At 61.5% G+C, this 13,405-nt stretch carries 17 protein-coding genes; 12 read left to right on the top strand and 5 right to left on the bottom strand.

Features of this window, described 5'->3' with window-relative positions:
* Positions 1-50: 50 nt before the first annotated feature.
* The 5 genes from ACHMW6_RS02545 to ACHMW6_RS02525 are packed head-to-tail and all read left to right on the top strand — an operon-like array spanning position 51 to position 5,069.
* Positions 51-956: a hypothetical protein gene (locus tag ACHMW6_RS02545; RefSeq protein ID WP_395405289.1), complete on the top strand. Its 906-nt coding sequence runs from the start codon at positions 51-53 to the stop codon at positions 954-956.
* Positions 957-989: 33 nt separating this feature from the next.
* Complete coding sequence (locus ACHMW6_RS02540) at positions 990-2,141, top strand: hypothetical protein (RefSeq protein WP_395405287.1); 1,152 nt, start codon at positions 990-992, stop codon at positions 2,139-2,141.
* 42 nt (positions 2,142-2,183) lie between these two features.
* Positions 2,184-3,488, top strand: coding sequence for a CocE/NonD family hydrolase (locus tag ACHMW6_RS02535; protein WP_395405285.1), 1,305 nt, complete (start codon positions 2,184-2,186; stop codon positions 3,486-3,488).
* Complete coding sequence (locus ACHMW6_RS02530) at positions 3,403-4,116, top strand: CocE/NonD family hydrolase (protein ID WP_395405283.1); 714 nt, start codon at positions 3,403-3,405, stop codon at positions 4,114-4,116. The genes ACHMW6_RS02535 and ACHMW6_RS02530 overlap by 86 nt, the downstream gene beginning before the upstream one ends.
* Positions 4,113-5,069: a hypothetical protein gene (locus ACHMW6_RS02525; RefSeq protein ID WP_395405281.1), complete on the top strand. Its 957-nt coding sequence runs from the start codon at positions 4,113-4,115 to the stop codon at positions 5,067-5,069. The genes ACHMW6_RS02530 and ACHMW6_RS02525 overlap by 4 nt, the downstream gene beginning before the upstream one ends.
* Before the next feature lie 66 nt (positions 5,070-5,135).
* On the opposite strand, the gene ACHMW6_RS02520 is transcribed toward ACHMW6_RS02525, so the two are convergent.
* Positions 5,136-5,741 carry a YdeI family protein gene (locus ACHMW6_RS02520; RefSeq protein WP_395405279.1) on the bottom strand — a complete coding sequence of 202 codons (606 nt, stop codon included), beginning with the start codon at positions 5,739-5,741 and terminating at the stop codon, positions 5,136-5,138.
* A gap of 779 nt (positions 5,742-6,520) precedes the next feature.
* On the opposite strand from ACHMW6_RS02520, the gene ACHMW6_RS02515 reads away from it, so the two are divergent.
* Together ACHMW6_RS02515 and ACHMW6_RS02510 are read left to right on the top strand one after the other, a co-directional pair.
* Positions 6,521-6,883: a DUF6516 family protein gene (locus ACHMW6_RS02515; protein WP_395405277.1), complete on the top strand. Its 363-nt coding sequence runs from the start codon at positions 6,521-6,523 to the stop codon at positions 6,881-6,883.
* Entirely contained in the window at positions 6,883-7,233 is a 351-nt protein-coding gene (locus tag ACHMW6_RS02510; RefSeq protein ID WP_395405275.1) for a helix-turn-helix domain-containing protein, read from the top strand. Before ACHMW6_RS02515 ends, ACHMW6_RS02510 begins: the two co-directional genes overlap by 1 nt.
* Positions 7,234-7,293: 60 nt before the next feature.
* Here ACHMW6_RS02510 and ACHMW6_RS02505 read toward each other — a convergent pair whose 3' ends face one another.
* The 3 genes from ACHMW6_RS02505 to ACHMW6_RS02495 all read right to left on the bottom strand — a co-directional run bounded on the left by ACHMW6_RS02505 (position 7,294) and on the right by ACHMW6_RS02495 (position 9,189).
* A complete protein-coding gene (locus ACHMW6_RS02505; protein ID WP_395405273.1) occupies positions 7,294-7,935 on the bottom strand; it encodes a hydrolase in 642 nt (213 codons plus the stop codon).
* A 64-nt stretch (positions 7,936-7,999) separates the two neighbouring features.
* Positions 8,000-8,296: a putative quinol monooxygenase gene (locus ACHMW6_RS02500; RefSeq protein WP_395405271.1), complete on the bottom strand. Its 297-nt coding sequence runs from the start codon at positions 8,294-8,296 to the stop codon at positions 8,000-8,002.
* 26 nt (positions 8,297-8,322) lie between these two features.
* Positions 8,323-9,189: a pirin family protein gene (locus ACHMW6_RS02495; RefSeq protein WP_395405269.1), complete on the bottom strand. Its 867-nt coding sequence runs from the start codon at positions 9,187-9,189 to the stop codon at positions 8,323-8,325.
* A 172-nt stretch (positions 9,190-9,361) separates the two neighbouring features.
* On the opposite strand from ACHMW6_RS02495, the gene ACHMW6_RS02490 reads away from it, so the two are divergent.
* Positions 9,362-10,255 carry a LysR family transcriptional regulator gene (locus ACHMW6_RS02490; RefSeq protein ID WP_395405267.1) on the top strand — a complete coding sequence of 298 codons (894 nt, stop codon included), beginning with the start codon at positions 9,362-9,364 and terminating at the stop codon, positions 10,253-10,255.
* 355 nt (positions 10,256-10,610) lie between these two features.
* Positions 10,611-10,910 (top strand): DNA-binding protein, encoded by a 300-nt coding sequence (locus tag ACHMW6_RS02485; RefSeq protein ID WP_395405265.1) that lies wholly within the window; start codon positions 10,611-10,613, stop codon positions 10,908-10,910.
* Between the two features lie 25 nt (positions 10,911-10,935).
* Here ACHMW6_RS02485 and ACHMW6_RS02480 read toward each other — a convergent pair whose 3' ends face one another.
* The gene (locus tag ACHMW6_RS02480) at positions 10,936-11,421 is read right to left on the bottom strand and encodes a DNA-deoxyinosine glycosylase (protein ID WP_395405263.1); all 486 of its coding nucleotides are present in this window, start codon (positions 11,419-11,421) and stop codon (positions 10,936-10,938) included.
* A gap of 69 nt (positions 11,422-11,490) precedes the next feature.
* On the opposite strand from ACHMW6_RS02480, the gene ACHMW6_RS02475 reads away from it, so the two are divergent.
* Genes ACHMW6_RS02475 through ACHMW6_RS02465 form a run of 3 tightly spaced genes read left to right on the top strand, consistent with a single transcriptional unit; the run spans position 11,491 to position 13,386 of the window.
* Positions 11,491-11,928, top strand: coding sequence for a DUF962 domain-containing protein (locus ACHMW6_RS02475; protein WP_395405261.1), 438 nt, complete (start codon positions 11,491-11,493; stop codon positions 11,926-11,928).
* Positions 11,929-11,974: 46 nt separating this feature from the next.
* Positions 11,975-12,907 carry a DMT family transporter gene (locus ACHMW6_RS02470; RefSeq protein ID WP_395405259.1) on the top strand — a complete coding sequence of 311 codons (933 nt, stop codon included), beginning with the start codon at positions 11,975-11,977 and terminating at the stop codon, positions 12,905-12,907.
* Positions 12,904-13,386, top strand: coding sequence for a GNAT family N-acetyltransferase (locus ACHMW6_RS02465; protein WP_395405257.1), 483 nt, complete (start codon positions 12,904-12,906; stop codon positions 13,384-13,386). Before ACHMW6_RS02470 ends, ACHMW6_RS02465 begins: the two co-directional genes overlap by 4 nt.
* The last annotated feature ends 19 nt before the right edge of the window (positions 13,387-13,405 follow it).

Genomic DNA, 13,405 nt, shown 5'->3' with positions numbered 1-13,405 from the left:
TGTACGGCGCGCTGGAACAGGCGCGCTTCGAGGACAGCGAAGGCTACCGCGTGCTGCGCGAAGCCATCGAGGAGCATGCCGGCACGCTGCTGCTGCACCGCGAGAACGGTCCGGAGATGGAGGTCAACGCCTTCGCCATTCCCCTCTTCGTGCACAGCCAGGGCGGCCTGTCCGAAGCCGAGTGCTTCCAGGACGAGCAAGCCTATGAAGCCCTGCTGGAGAGCTTCCGCAGCGGCGGCCTGGAAAGCCCGCACGCCAGGCTGGTGCTGGTGCAGCACGCCTATGACCTGGGCGAGATGGAGGGCATCACCTATGGCCAGCTGCACGCCATGGTGCGCGAGGCGGCCGCCTCCCTGAGCGACAAGAAAGTGCGCGAGGCGCCCGCCCTGCAGCGCAGCATTGCCGGCTGGGCGGCCTCGCCGTTCGGCACGGACGATGAAGCCGTCGAGCCGCGCTTCCTGCTGGGATTTGCCTACAAGCGCGCCGACGATGCCTTCTACCGCGTCCCTGCCGGCGAAGAGGCGCAGGACGAGTTCTGGTCCGCCCGCATGGAGCGCTACCGCGCCTGGACCGAAACGGCCGCGCCGCTGGCGGCACGCTGCCTGGCGCGGGGCGAAAAAGCCCAGTCCCTGCGCCTGAACTTCCTGTACCAGGACCTGTTCTACGGCGCACTGCAGCAAGGCCGCAACGAGCACGCCACCCTGGCCATGATGGCGCAGTTCGGCCAGGCGCTGCGCGCGCATAGCGGTCCGGCGCGCGCCGTGGTCACCGGCGCCGAGCTAGGCGGCGAGCCGGTGCTGCGCGTGCAGCTGTTTGGCGGCGACCAGTTGCCGGCCTCGGCCGACCGTCCCTACGATGCCTCCGGCGAGCTGGAAGCGGAGATCGAAGACCTGCGCGACGCCCTGTCCGCCCTGGGTGTGAGCGACGTTGCTGCCGAATTGACATCGCCAAAATAGCCGAGGATACTTGTTTCATGGGGGAGAATCACCATGAAACATTTATCAATATTGCTTCTCGCGGCCGCGCTCACGTCCGGCTGCGCGAGCCTCGATAAACCGGCCGGGCCGCCGGTCGCCCAACTGTTCAAGGACAGCGCCTTCGCCAGGCCGGAAGGCATACTGGCGGCGCAGGATATTTTTGCGCTGACGCCGGCGATGCGCGAATACGTCGCCAAGGTGCGCCAGAACATGAGCAGCCGCAACGCCCATGAAGCCCTGTTCGAAGCGCTGTACCGGCGCGACATGCTGCGCATCGAATACGATTCCGAAATCACCCGCACCGCCTCCCAGGCCTTCGAGGCGCGCATGGGCAATTGCCTCTCCCTCGTGATCATGACGGCCGCGCTGGCGCGCGAGCTTGGCCTCACCGTGCAGTACCAGCGTATTACCGGCGAAGATACCTGGAGCCGTTCCGGCACCCTGTACCTGAACAACGGCCACGTCAACCTGGTGCTCGGCAAGCCGAGTATCGAAGTGCGCCCCGGCACGTATGACCGCGCGCAGTTCGTGACCATCGACTTCCTGCCGCCGGCCGACGCGGAAAAGCTGGAAAAGGAACCGATCGACGAGCGCACCATCGTCGCCATGTTCATGAACAACCGCTCGGCCGAAGCGCTGGTGCAGGGCAAGCTCGATGCTGCTTACTGGTGGGCGCGCAATGCGATGGAATATGAACCCAGCTTCGTCCACTCGCATAACACGCTGGCCATCGTCTATCAGCGCCAGGGCATGCTGACCGAGTCCGAAACGGTGCTGCGCGCCGCCCTGCAGCGCGACCCGCGCAGCACGGTCACCCTGTTCAACCTGGTGCAGGTGCTGAACGACCAGGGCCGCAAGGAAGAAGCGCTGGCCGTGAAGGCGGAACTGGAACGCCTGGAGCCCCAGCCGCCCTTCGATTACTTCAACCTGGGCCGCAAGGCGATGGACGAAAGGCGATTACCGCCGCGCACGCGGCCTGTTCGCGCGCGAACTGGAACGGGCGCCCTACTACCACGAGTTCCATTTCTGGATGGCGAAAGCCGCCTTCGAGATGGGCGACCTGAAAACGGCCGACAAGCATATGCGCCTCGCGATGAGCAACAGCACCACGCGCGGCGACCACGATCTGTATGCAGGGAAGCTGGACCGCCTCCGCCTGTATGATAAGGGCCGTCTTCGACCAGAAACAAACTAAATAAAGGAATCATGCAGCGCCACCTCACTCCACTAGCCCTCTCCCTCGCCCTGGCCTTCGCAGGCGCCGTCCACGCGGCGCCTGACGAGAAGGACAAACCCGACCTGCGCGCCACCTATACCAAGTACGAATTCCGCATTCCCATGCGCGATGGGGTGCGCCTGTTCACAGCGGTCTATGTGCCGAAGGATGCATCCAAACCCTATCCCTTCCTGATCCAGCGCACGCCTTACAGCGTGGGTGTGAACCTGGACGGCGAGTCGCACTATGGCGTGGATTACTATCCAAAGAGCTTCGGCCTGCCGCAGGACTTCGCGGACAGCGGCTATATCTTCGTGAAGCAGGATGTGCGCGGGCGCTATATGTCCGAAGGGAAGTGGCAGGAGATGACGCCGCATGTGAAGGCGCAGCGCGCTGCGGGCGAAGGCAATGAGAGCCAGGACATGCACGACACCGTGGAGTGGCTGCTGAAGCATGTCGCCAATAACAACGGCAAGGCCGGCATCTACGGCATCAGTTACCCGGGCTTTTATACCTCCGCCTCGATCATCGATTCCCATCCGGCCATCAAGGCCGCCTCGCCGCAGGCGCCGGTGACGGACCTGTTCATGGGCGACGACTCCTATCACGGCGGCGCCTTCATGCTGGCGGCGAATTTCGACTTCTACTCGTCCTTTACCGAGGAGGTGAATCCTGCGCCGCCGGCGCGCGAGCGCTCGCGCTTCGATTACGGCGTGGCGGACAGTTACGACTACTTCCTGAAGCGCATGACGATGTCCGGCATCCTCGGCGAACTGCAGCCGAAGCAGCTGGCCTACCTGAAGCCGACCATCGACCACGACAGCTATGACGAATTCTGGAAGTCGCGCAATATCGCGCCCCACCTGAAGAACATCAAGGCGGCCGTGCTGACCGTGGGCGGCTGGTTCGATGCGGAAGATCCGCAAGGACCGTTCACCACTTACCAGTCCATCCGCAAGCAGAATCCAAGCATCTTCAACGGCCTGGTGATCGGCCCGTGGACGCATGGCGGCTGGGCGGGCGAGGAAGGCAGGAGCCTGGGCCATGTGCGCTTCGACAGCAAGACCAGCGAGTACTTCAACAAGAAGCTGCTGTTTCCCTTCTTCGAGCAGCACCTGAAGGACAAGAAGGCGGACAAAGCCATCGCCGAGGTGAACGCCTTCGAGACCGGCACCAATGTCTGGCGCCAGTATGCCGGCATGGCCGCCGGTGCAGGCCAAAACACGTACGCTGTACTTCGGCCCGAACGGCACGCTGACGTGGACGCAGCCTGCGTCCGGCGCTGCTGCGTTTGACGAATACGTGAGCGATCCGCGCAAGCCCGTGCCGTATATCGGCTATCCGGCGACCGGCGTGCCGCGCGAGTACATGGTTTCTGACCAGCGCTTTGCTTCCTCGCGGCCGGACGTCCTGGTGTACCAGAGCGAGGTGCTGGAAGAGGATGTGACTATCGCCGGTCCGGTCACGCCCAAGCTTTTCGTGTCGACCACGGGCACGGACAGCGACTTCGTCGTGAAGCTGATCGACGTCTATCCGCACGAGCTGCCCGCGCCAGCGCGCACAGGCGAGCGCCCGGCCGACACGCCACCGCCTTCACTGAAGCTGGCCGGCTACCAGCAGCTGGTGCGCGGCAACCCGATCCGCGGCAAGTTCCGCAACAGCTTCGAGAAGCCGGAGCCCTTCACGCCGGGCAAGGTGGAAAGCGTCAGCTACCACCTGGGCGAGGTGAACCACACCTTCCGCCGCGGCCACCGCATCATGGTGCAGGTGCAAAGCTCGTGGTTCCCGCTGATCGACTTGAATCCGCAAACTTTTGTGAACATCCCGCAGGCAAAGCCGGAAGACTTCCAGAAGGCCACGCAGCGGGTCTACCATGCGCCTGAAACGCCGTCCGGCCTGCAGGTGCTCGTGATGCCGCGATGAAGATCAGCGATTTCATCTTTCGCTACCAGGCGCACCGGGAGTCGGTCCACGATTCGATCTGCCGCGTGCGCATCTTCCATGCGGACCGCGTGGTTGCGCTGCTGACCGACCTCGGTGAACGCAATACCGGTTCGTCGGTGGCGAATTCGATTGAATCGCTGCGCAGGCACCTGATCGAAGCGGGCCATATCAGCGATGATGCCCGCGTGATCGAACATTACGAATCGACGCACCTGAGCGAGGCGACCTTTGCGCGCGTGTCGGAGGTGCATGGGCTGCCGCACTGGGAGAAAATGAGCTTTGCCGAAGTCACGGCGATGCTGGGTTGCCTGGATGCGGAGCTGAACCGGCATACGCTGGACGATGTGCGCCTGGCTGCGCAGATCGAAAAGCTGCGGGTGCAGATCGACCCGTATATCGACCGTCCCTACCAGGAAAGCATAGCGGTGCTGAACCGGCGCAATGAGATCCTGCGCCACCGCGTGCCTGTGGAGCAGCTGCGCACCGTGATTACGAATGGCGCGACCGAGCTGGAAATGCACCGGCTGATTGCGCAGGATCTGTCGCTGATTGCGGAGCTGTATGCGCGGCCGGAGGAGGAGTACATCGCCTTCAGTCAGTTCCCGGTCGACAGCGGCTTCGTGGACTTTGCCCTGTTCTCGGGCCGCACGCAGATGGATGTAACGCTGGTCGAGGTCAAGGGCACCGATTTCGCGCTGGATGATGCGCGGGCGCAGATCTCGTCGCGGCTGGGCTATATCGTGCGGCAGTATCCGCAATTCCGCGCCGATGGCGCATCGCATCCGCGAGCGCGTCGAACAGGGGCATCCCGCCTACAACTCATTCCGCGGACCGCGGCTGCCGCTGCGGGTCGATGCGGGGCGGGATATCAATGTGAATTATGTGGTGATCGGCGGCCGCGCGGGCGATGGCGCCGTACAGCCTTCCTTTGACATGTCCTTCGAGCCCTTCATCCAGCTCGAAACCTGGGACAGCTGGCTGAAAAAGCTGCGCCGCAATTAGCAGTTCATGTATTTCCAGTTGCGCTGCTTGCCTTCGGCGATCCACTCGATGGCCTGGTCCATGCGGCGCAGGCGCGTTGTCTCGGTCTTCGCTTCTTCCAGCCAGTCCACGTATTCGCGTTTTGCACTAGTGGAGAAAGCTTCGAAGTGCTTGTTCGCCGCCGGTTGCGCCTTCAGGGCCTTCGCGAAGTATTCCGGCACGGTGAGCGGACGCGGGGTTTTGGTCTTGGCGCGCGACGGCACTTTCACGCCTTCCGCGTTCAGCTCCATCGCCCGCTTCACGTAGCCTGTTAAGGCCTTCTTCGATGGCAGGTCCTTGACGGACGTGATGCGTCCAAACTGGCCCATCGCTTCCTTGCCCTTGTCATCCGCTTCCGACAGCAGCAGCTCGCCCTTCCAGAAGCCAAACGCGCAATGCTGCTTGAACGCGGCCATGTTCGCGAGGATGCCGTTGTACATGAAGTGCGGCATGCTCCACTTCATCGTCTCCTCCACTTCTGGACACGCCTCGTGTATCACGGCGCGCAGGTGCTGCAGAATCGGCTGGGCGAATTCGGCGGCGTTGGCGATGTATTCGTCGATGCGCGGATCGGTGGCGGGCATGCTTGCTCCTCTTGTGAATGTGCGCCAATAGTAACACCGCTGCCGCGCGGTAATAGTCTGAAATTTGATGCGGCAGATGCCTGAATATGCCGCATCTCGAAATGACCCGGCCTTGGACGATCTACGATGAGAGCTCCACCATGGAGGACATATGCCGACCGTCATACTTCGCCCTAATCCTGCCTCAAGCGCCAAATCGAACACCACCGGTTGACCAACATCGCCATTTACTTTGGCTGATTGCGCAGAGTTCGAAGGCGTTGTCGACGCAGGTCCGCGTCCGTTGCCAGGCGATTCTGGGAAAAGATTCATTGGTACTAACTCATGCGGCCACATTCACTTATCGCGGTTGGCATCTCCTGGCTGAGCCTCAGCGCCAGCGCTGTTCCCCAATTCAAGGACTATGCGGCTGCGCGGTACGATGGCCGAAGGGCGAACTTTGCTGGACACTTTGTGCTGGCGAGTTGGGGATGCGGTGCATCTTGCGTGATGGGGGCGGCGATCGATGCCAAGTCTGGCGACGTTTATTGGCTGCCATTCACGGTATCAAACTGGGGTTTTGACGTTTCTCAACCACTCGAATTCAGGCGCGACAGCCGGCTGCTTGTAGTTCATGGAAGCCGCGATGAGCGCGGGACAGGGGGCGAAACAAGCTACTACCTGTTCGACGGCGGCAATTTTGAAGAACTTCGCCGAGGACGGTCCAAGCCCCCTTGTAGCTCGTCAGCCGACTTAGCATCCCACGCGCGCAAATAATATCAGCTGATGATAAACTACTTATGAATGGTGATCCTGTCATCGACACGCTGCTGGACCTGGATGACTCGGTCCTCGACCAAGGCGATGGCTACTGGATCAAAATCGAAGCACGGCAGGTCGAGGTATCGCCGGCCATACCGCACGGCATTCGTTACTCGCTAACGTTGCACGGCCCGGATGGCAGACGTCTTCTTGGATATGACAATGCTCACGCAATACGACCGCCCAGGAAACTCAAATACTCCGGCCGCAGGCTGCCATTCGATCATAAACATCGTCATGCTTCGGACTTAGGTGTACCTTATGAGTTCAAGGATGCCCAGCAACTGCTCAACGATTTTTTCGCGGACGCTGACCGCATCCTTTTGGAGATACGAAAGTAATGAAAGCAATTCTGATTGGCATCATGCCGCAAGAGAGGATTCGCGAACGCGTTCTGGCAATCGCCCGCGGCGACTACAAGCCCAAGCCAGACGAACCCAAAGTCTGGTTCACGTCGATGAAATCTCTTGCGGAAGTTCTCAGCGATGACAACCGCGCCTTACTGCGGGTGATCATGGAAACGCAACCGGAATCAATTTCAGCATTGGCCGAAGCCACCGGCCGCAAAGTCAGCAACCTATCCCGCACTCTTAAAACCATGTCCAATTACGGAATCGTGGAACTGAAGCGCGAACGCAATTTTGTACGCCCTGTCGCCAGGGCGACTGAGTTCCGCATCATTGCTGCATAAAGCCTCCGGGCAGGCGCATCAAACCGGTGAAGCGCCCTGCCCGCGGTCGCCGGACGGCGATTATTCCGTGCGGTCGTAGCTGAACTGGATGCCTGCCGTGCCGCCCGTTTCGATGAACAGGTTGATGAAGGCAGGGACGGTTTCCTGGCGCTTCCAGTCACGCTGGAGTTCGCAGAACAGCTGGGCCACGCTGATCATCTGGCCGCCGGCCTGCTCGATGCGCCGCAGCGCCATCTCGTGTGCGGCAACCGAGGTGCCGCCCACCGCGTCGGCGACGACGAAAACTTCATAGCCTTCCTTGAGTGCATCCAGTGCCGGGAAGGTCAGGCAGGCTTCGGTCCACAGCGCCGTCATGATGAGCTTTTTGCGGCCCGTTGCCTCCACTGCCTTGCGGAATTCGATGTCTTCCCAGGAATTGATGGAAGTGCGGTCGTAGGTGGGGAAGTCGCCCAGGACCTTTTGCAACTGGTTGATCGGCGGCTTGTTCAGGCCGGTCTTGACGTTGACCGTCGAGTGTACGATCGGCAGGCCGTAGGCCACGGCCGCCTTGGAGGTGCCGACGATGTTATTGATAAGAAGCTGGCGGTCCATTGAGGCGATGGAATTCACCTGGACTGGCTGGTAATCGATGATGACAAAGGCGGCGTTCTGCGGGGTCAACAAGTGGTCCTGGCGCGGATCACGGATAGCTTCGCTGGTCATGCTGGTCTCCTTCAATTCAGGGGTTTTAGTGAGCGGCAGGCGGGATAGCGCCCGCCGCCCGGGATCACGCTATCGGTTCGATAACGTAAAAACTTTCGCGCCGCTCAACGTCCGCATCGCCGTTCTCGTGGAAGTGGCGAATATGCAGGCCATGCTCGTGATGGCGGCGCTGGGCCGCGGCGCTGGCCCAGGTTTCGATGAAGATAAAGCGGCGCGGGTCGTTCACGTCGCCATAAAGGTCGTAGCGCAGGTTGCCTTCTTCGTCCCGCGAGGGCGCGACCAGCGCAATCAGGTTGTCGCGTAGCGCTTCCTCCCTGCCCGGCTTCGCATACAGCACGGCAATTTGATGGAGTTCGTTCATATCGTCCGCTCCTTTCAAGGTTCCGGTCAGAGCCCGGCCGCGCCAAAGCGGCCGCTTCTCAGGTCGGCCAGTGCCTGGCCAATCTGCTCCTGGGTATTCATGACGAAAGGACCGTGCCCGACGATCGGTTCATCGATCGGTTCACCGCTCAGGAAAAGCAGCACGGCGTCGCTGGTCGCTTTCAGCGAAAAGCTGCTGCCTTCCGGATCCAGCAAGGCCATCTGGGCTTCGCCCACAAGCGCCTCACCGTTGACCTGCACGGCTCCGTGAAGCACGATGACGGCAGCATTCCAGCCTGCCTTGGCCGGCAATTCCACAGTGGCGCCAGCCTTGAGCCGGATATCCCACACATCCATGGGCGTGAAAGTGCGCGCAGGCCCCGGGTGTCCTGCATAGCTGCCGGCGATCACGCGCACCGTTCCCGCATCGGCGGCCAGGGGCACCGAAGGAATTGACTCGTTCGAAATGGCCTGATAGCCCGGCGCCGCCATCTTGTCCTTCGCGGGCAGATTGACCCACAGCTGGACCATGTCGAGCGTGCCGCCCTTGCGCGAGAAGGAGGGAGAGTGAAACTCCTCATGCAGGATGCCGGAGGCGGCCGTCATCCACTGCACATCGCCCGGACCGATCACGCCGCTCTGGCCGGTCGAGTCGCTGTGCGCAACTTCGCCCTGATAGACGATGGTGACGGTCTCGAAGCCCCGGTGCGGATGCTGGCCGACGCCGCGGGCACCGCCGGTTGGTGCGAACTCGGCCGGACCGGCACGGTCCAACAGCAGGAAAGGACTGAGTGACTTGCCATGGCTTTGGTAGGAGAACATCGACCGTACCGGAAAACCGTCGCCGACCCAGTGCGGGTGGGCTGCGCTTTCCACCTTGATTACTCTCTTCATGACTATCTCCATGCACTCCGGCCCGAAGCCGTACGAACACAGTATGGACAGTGAAAGTGAGGGTAGGTAGATCGATCCGTTGGAGACTCTGTCCCATTTAAGGAACAATGACGGGACCGTAGCCAATCGCAGTCGCTTACAATTCAGTCATTGTTCTTTGCGCGGAACGAAAATGGACGACCTGAATGATCTCTTCTACTTTGTAAAAGTGGTCGAGCACGGCGGCTTCACCCAGGCCGGCCGCGCCCTGAACATGCCGAAGTCCAAGCTCAGCCGGCGCATTGCCGCCCTCGAGGAGCGCTATGACGTGCGCCTGCTGCAGCGTTCGACGCGGCACTTCTCGGTCACCGAGACCGGCCATGAGTTCTACCGGCACTGCGTGGCCGTGCTGGTCGAAGCCGATGCGGCGCGCGCCGTCATCGAAAGCAAGCGCGCAGCGCCGCAAGGCATTATCCGCATGAGCTGTCCCACGGCCTTGCTTGAGTACCGTATCGGCCCCCTGCTGACGAGCTTCATGGCCGAGTATCCCAAGGTCGAAATTCATCTGGAGGCGACGAACAGGCGCGTCGATGTCCTGGGCGAAGGCCTTGACCTGGCACTGAGGGTGCGCTTCCCGCCGCTGGAGGACAGCGACCTGGTGATGCGCGTCCTGTCCGACAGTCCACAGCGGCTGGTGGCCTCACCCGATTTCCTGAAGACCCGCGTTCCCCCTGTGGTGCCGGCGGACCTGGCGGGATTACCCAGCCTGGACTGGGGACCGATCCGCGATCACTGTTGGCAACTGGCCGGCCCCGAGGGCGAAGAGGCGCAAGTCAGGCACCGTCCGCGCTACATAACGGATGACATGACCGCCTTGCGGCAGGCGGCCCTGAATGGCGTGGGCATCGTCCAACTCCCCTGCATGGTGGTGGAAGATAATCTGCAAAACGGTACGTTGCTGGATGTGATACCGGGCTGGGAGCCCAAGGGAGGCGTCGTCCACGCCGTGTTTCCATCGCGCCGCGGCCTGCTGCCGGCGGTGCGGCTGCTGCTCGATTACATGGCAGCCCACATCAAGAGAAGCTGATGCCGCCGCCGCATGGCTTTCTCTGCATACGGCTGGACTAAACGATGGCAGCTCCACAATCTAGTAGGCGGACGCGCGTGCACCGAGCACGCTGCTTTCAGGCGCCCTGCCGTGCCACCGCTTCCAACCTTGCTTACGCGAGGACATCGCATTGTTTGGCAGTGGCGGGACACAGATCAAATCATCCCATTTGTCCACATGCGATTCTAATTGCATCGTCTTGCAGTCATTCGCCTATAAGCTAAAATGTTCGTCGGCAAGACGATCATTCTCCTGGCTTGCGGAGGCACAAAGGGAACACAGGAACGCGATATCGCGTCGGCTATCAATATGCTGCGAGACTGGAAGTGTAGAAATGGCTAAGACATACCGCTCTCATGATGAAGCAACCATCGAGATGTTTCAGAAAGATCCGGCCCTGGCGGCAGAATATCTCAACGACGTGCTCGCGACCGGAGACGAAGTGGACCTCATGATGGCATTACGATATTTGAGCAATGCATTCGGAGGCGTGCAGGAGGTCGCGCGCCGGGCTGACGCAAATCCCAACACCATGTACCGCACCTTGTCCAAACAGGGCAATCCGTCGCTGAAGACCCTGCGCGCGGTCTTGAATGCAATGGGTCTTCGCCTGGCGGTCCAGCCGATCAATTAGCGCGCCGCCAGCCAGCGTAACCCCGTCAGGGAATTAGCTGGCGCCACAAGCGCAACTTCTCTTCAAAGGACAACGCGGCGTGGGCCGGCGAGGTCGAGGGAAGAACGTGGGTGCGGTAGCCCTGGGCGGCGAACTGGGGGGCGAATTTGCCGGAGGTCTGGCCATTGAAGCCGACGGTGTGCAGGGCGGGGCAGAGCTGGCGCAGGCGGGCGAAGTCGTTGGCAGCGGGCTTGCGGATGGCTGAGTCAAGGCTGCCTTCGCGTTCGCAGGCATCGAGGACGTCCCACAGGCCGATGTGGTGAGCGAGCAGGCGCGGCAAGCGCTCGGCGTAGGGCAGATCTGCCAGCGGTTCCCCGGTGAGCGCGGCGAGGATCGGCCAGGCGTGGTTGCGCGGGTGGGCGTAGTACTGCTGCGCGGCGAGGGAGGCGGCGCCGGGGAAGCTGCCGAGAATAAGGATGCGGGTGTGGACGTCGATGACCGGCGCCAGGCCGGTGAGCTGAACGGATGACATGCGGCCATTGTACAGGTGTAGAATCGAACGGTAGTGCTATATACCAATAATCACACGGAGACTTCCACTATGTCCGACGCGCGCACGATTGATACCCTGCTGGAGAAATACAGCGAAAGCCACCTGAATCCGACCAATGAAGCGATCCATTGCGTGTGCGTGCCGCTGATCGTGTTTTCGCTGCTGGGCTTGATCTGGGCCGTGCATCCGCTGCTCGCACTGGCAGCGGTGGTGGCGGCGCTGGTGTATTACTTCAAACTGTCGCGCAACTTTGCGTTCGGGATGCTGCTGATGTCGGCGCTGATGTTGGTAGTGCTGGCGGCGCTGCCGCGGCCAGCGGTGCTGCCGCTAAGTATTCTGATTTTCGTGCTGGCCTGGATTGGACAATTTATCGGCCACAAGATCGAGGGCAAGAAGCCTTCCTTCTTCGACGATTTGCGTTTCCTGCTGATCGGACCGCTGTTCGTGCTGGGTGTCCTGTACCGCCGCCTGAACCTGGCTTACTGACAGTAGCTCTTGGGCAATTTCCGGCGAAAGGACGTATACTCGCCGGATGCCTTCCTCTGCTCTCTTTGTTATTGCCTGCCTGATCTGGGGTTCCACTTTCTACGCGATTACCTTGCAACTGGGCGAAATCGCGCCCGTCGTGTCCGTGGTTTACCGGTTTGCGCTGGCGTCCGCCGTGCTGTTCGCGTGGTGCCTGCTGCGCGGCGACAAGCTGCGCCTGCCTGCGAAAGCGCAGGGCTGGACCATCCTGCACGGCTGCGCCACGTTCGGGCTCAGCTACATCTTTACCTATAGTTCCGAGCAGTATCTGGTGTCGGCCCTGGTGGCCGTCCTGTTCGCGCTGATGGTGTTCTGGAATCCGATCTGCAGCCGCCTCTTTTTCGGCACGCCGCTGAACCTGCGCACCTATGCCACGGGCAGCGTGGCGGTGCTGGGCGTGATCATCCTGTTCTATCACTCGATCGCCGCCTCGCTGCAGGACATCATGTCCGGCGGCACAGGCCATTTCCTGCTGGGACTCGGCCTGGCCCTGATGGCCACCATTTTCAGCACCGTCGGCAACACGCTGGCCGTGAAGGTACGCAAATACACGCCCAATGTGCTGCTGGTCATGGCCTGGGGCATGCTGTGGGGCACGCTGACGGCGGCCGGCTGGGCTGCGCTCAGCGGCGCGTCCTTTGTGGTGCCGACGGCGCCGAAGTATTGGGCGGGCTTGCTTTATCTGTCCCTGTTCGGTTCGGTGATCGCCTTCGCCTGCTATTTCACGCTGATCCACCGCCTCGGCACGCAAAAGGCCGTCTACATCGGCGTGGTGACGCCGGTGATTTCCGTGCTGCTGTCTATCCGGCTTGAGAATTTCCGTCCCGGCGCGCTGGAGTGGCTGGGCATGGGTACGTGCCTGGCCAGCGTAGCCTGGGCGCTACGTACGCCGTCCGCACCAGCCGCCAACCCGACTTTATCTTTGAAGAAAGCATCATGAGCAATCTGCATATCCGCCCTGCCCGCCCTGACGATGTCGCCGCCATTTTCGGCATGATCCAGGAGCTGGCCGTCTTTGAGAAACTGGAACACCTGGTGGTGGCAAATGAAGCCATGCTGCAAGAGGCGCTGTTCTGCGACAAGCCGGTAGCCGAAGCCATCGTCGGCGAAACCGGCGGCGAGGTCGTGACTTACGCCCTGTTCTTCCACAATTTCTCCACCTTCCTGTGCAAGAAGGGCCTGTACCTGGAAGACCTTTACGTGAAGCAGGACCGTCGCGGCAGCGGCTATGGCAAGCAGATGCTGATCGCGCTGGCCCAGCTGGCCGTGGAGCGCAAGTGCGGCCGCTTCGAGTGGTCGGTGCTGGACTGGAATTCGAACGCGATCAATTTCTACGAGTCGATGGGCGCGGACGTGCTGCCGGACTGGCGCGTGTGCCGCGTGACGGGCGATGCGCTGACGAAACTGGCGCGTTCCTGATTGCGGGCAAAAAGAACCC

The sequence above is a fragment of the Pseudoduganella sp. UC29_106 genome (assembly GCF_044055365.1).
Classification (GTDB): Bacteria; Pseudomonadota; Gammaproteobacteria; order Burkholderiales; family Burkholderiaceae_D; genus Rugamonas.
Note: the sequence above shows the minus strand (reverse complement) of the source record. Positions and strands in the feature narration are given on the sequence as shown.

Bases quoted from the DNA above. Each gene is read 5' to 3' on its own strand.
- ACHMW6_RS02485 (WP_395405265.1), top strand. From the start codon at position 10,611: ATGGCTAAGACATACCGCTCTCATGATGAAGCAACCATCGAGATGTTT.
- ACHMW6_RS02475 (WP_395405261.1), top strand. From the start codon at position 11,491: ATGTCCGACGCGCGCACGATTGATACCCTGCTGGAGAAATACAGCGAA.
- ACHMW6_RS02495 (WP_395405269.1), bottom strand. From the start codon at position 9,189: ATGAAGAGAGTAATCAAGGTGGAAAGCGCAGCCCACCCGCACTGGGTC.
- ACHMW6_RS02540 (WP_395405287.1), top strand. From the start codon at position 990: ATGAAACATTTATCAATATTGCTTCTCGCGGCCGCGCTCACGTCCGGC.
- ACHMW6_RS02465 (WP_395405257.1), top strand. From the start codon at position 12,904: ATGAGCAATCTGCATATCCGCCCTGCCCGCCCTGACGATGTCGCCGCC.
- ACHMW6_RS02535 (WP_395405285.1), top strand. From the start codon at position 2,184: ATGCAGCGCCACCTCACTCCACTAGCCCTCTCCCTCGCCCTGGCCTTC.
- ACHMW6_RS02500 (WP_395405271.1), bottom strand. From the start codon at position 8,296: ATGAACGAACTCCATCAAATTGCCGTGCTGTATGCGAAGCCGGGCAGG.
- ACHMW6_RS02510 (WP_395405275.1), top strand. From the start codon at position 6,883: ATGAAAGCAATTCTGATTGGCATCATGCCGCAAGAGAGGATTCGCGAA.
- ACHMW6_RS02525 (WP_395405281.1), top strand. From the start codon at position 4,113: ATGAAGATCAGCGATTTCATCTTTCGCTACCAGGCGCACCGGGAGTCG.
- ACHMW6_RS02520 (WP_395405279.1), bottom strand. From the start codon at position 5,741: ATGCCCGCCACCGATCCGCGCATCGACGAATACATCGCCAACGCCGCC.
- ACHMW6_RS02480 (WP_395405263.1), bottom strand. From the start codon at position 11,421: ATGTCATCCGTTCAGCTCACCGGCCTGGCGCCGGTCATCGACGTCCAC.
- ACHMW6_RS02470 (WP_395405259.1), top strand. From the start codon at position 11,975: ATGCCTTCCTCTGCTCTCTTTGTTATTGCCTGCCTGATCTGGGGTTCC.
- ACHMW6_RS02515 (WP_395405277.1), top strand. From the start codon at position 6,521: ATGAATGGTGATCCTGTCATCGACACGCTGCTGGACCTGGATGACTCG.
- ACHMW6_RS02505 (WP_395405273.1), bottom strand. From the start codon at position 7,935: ATGACCAGCGAAGCTATCCGTGATCCGCGCCAGGACCACTTGTTGACC.
- ACHMW6_RS02490 (WP_395405267.1), top strand. From the start codon at position 9,362: ATGGACGACCTGAATGATCTCTTCTACTTTGTAAAAGTGGTCGAGCAC.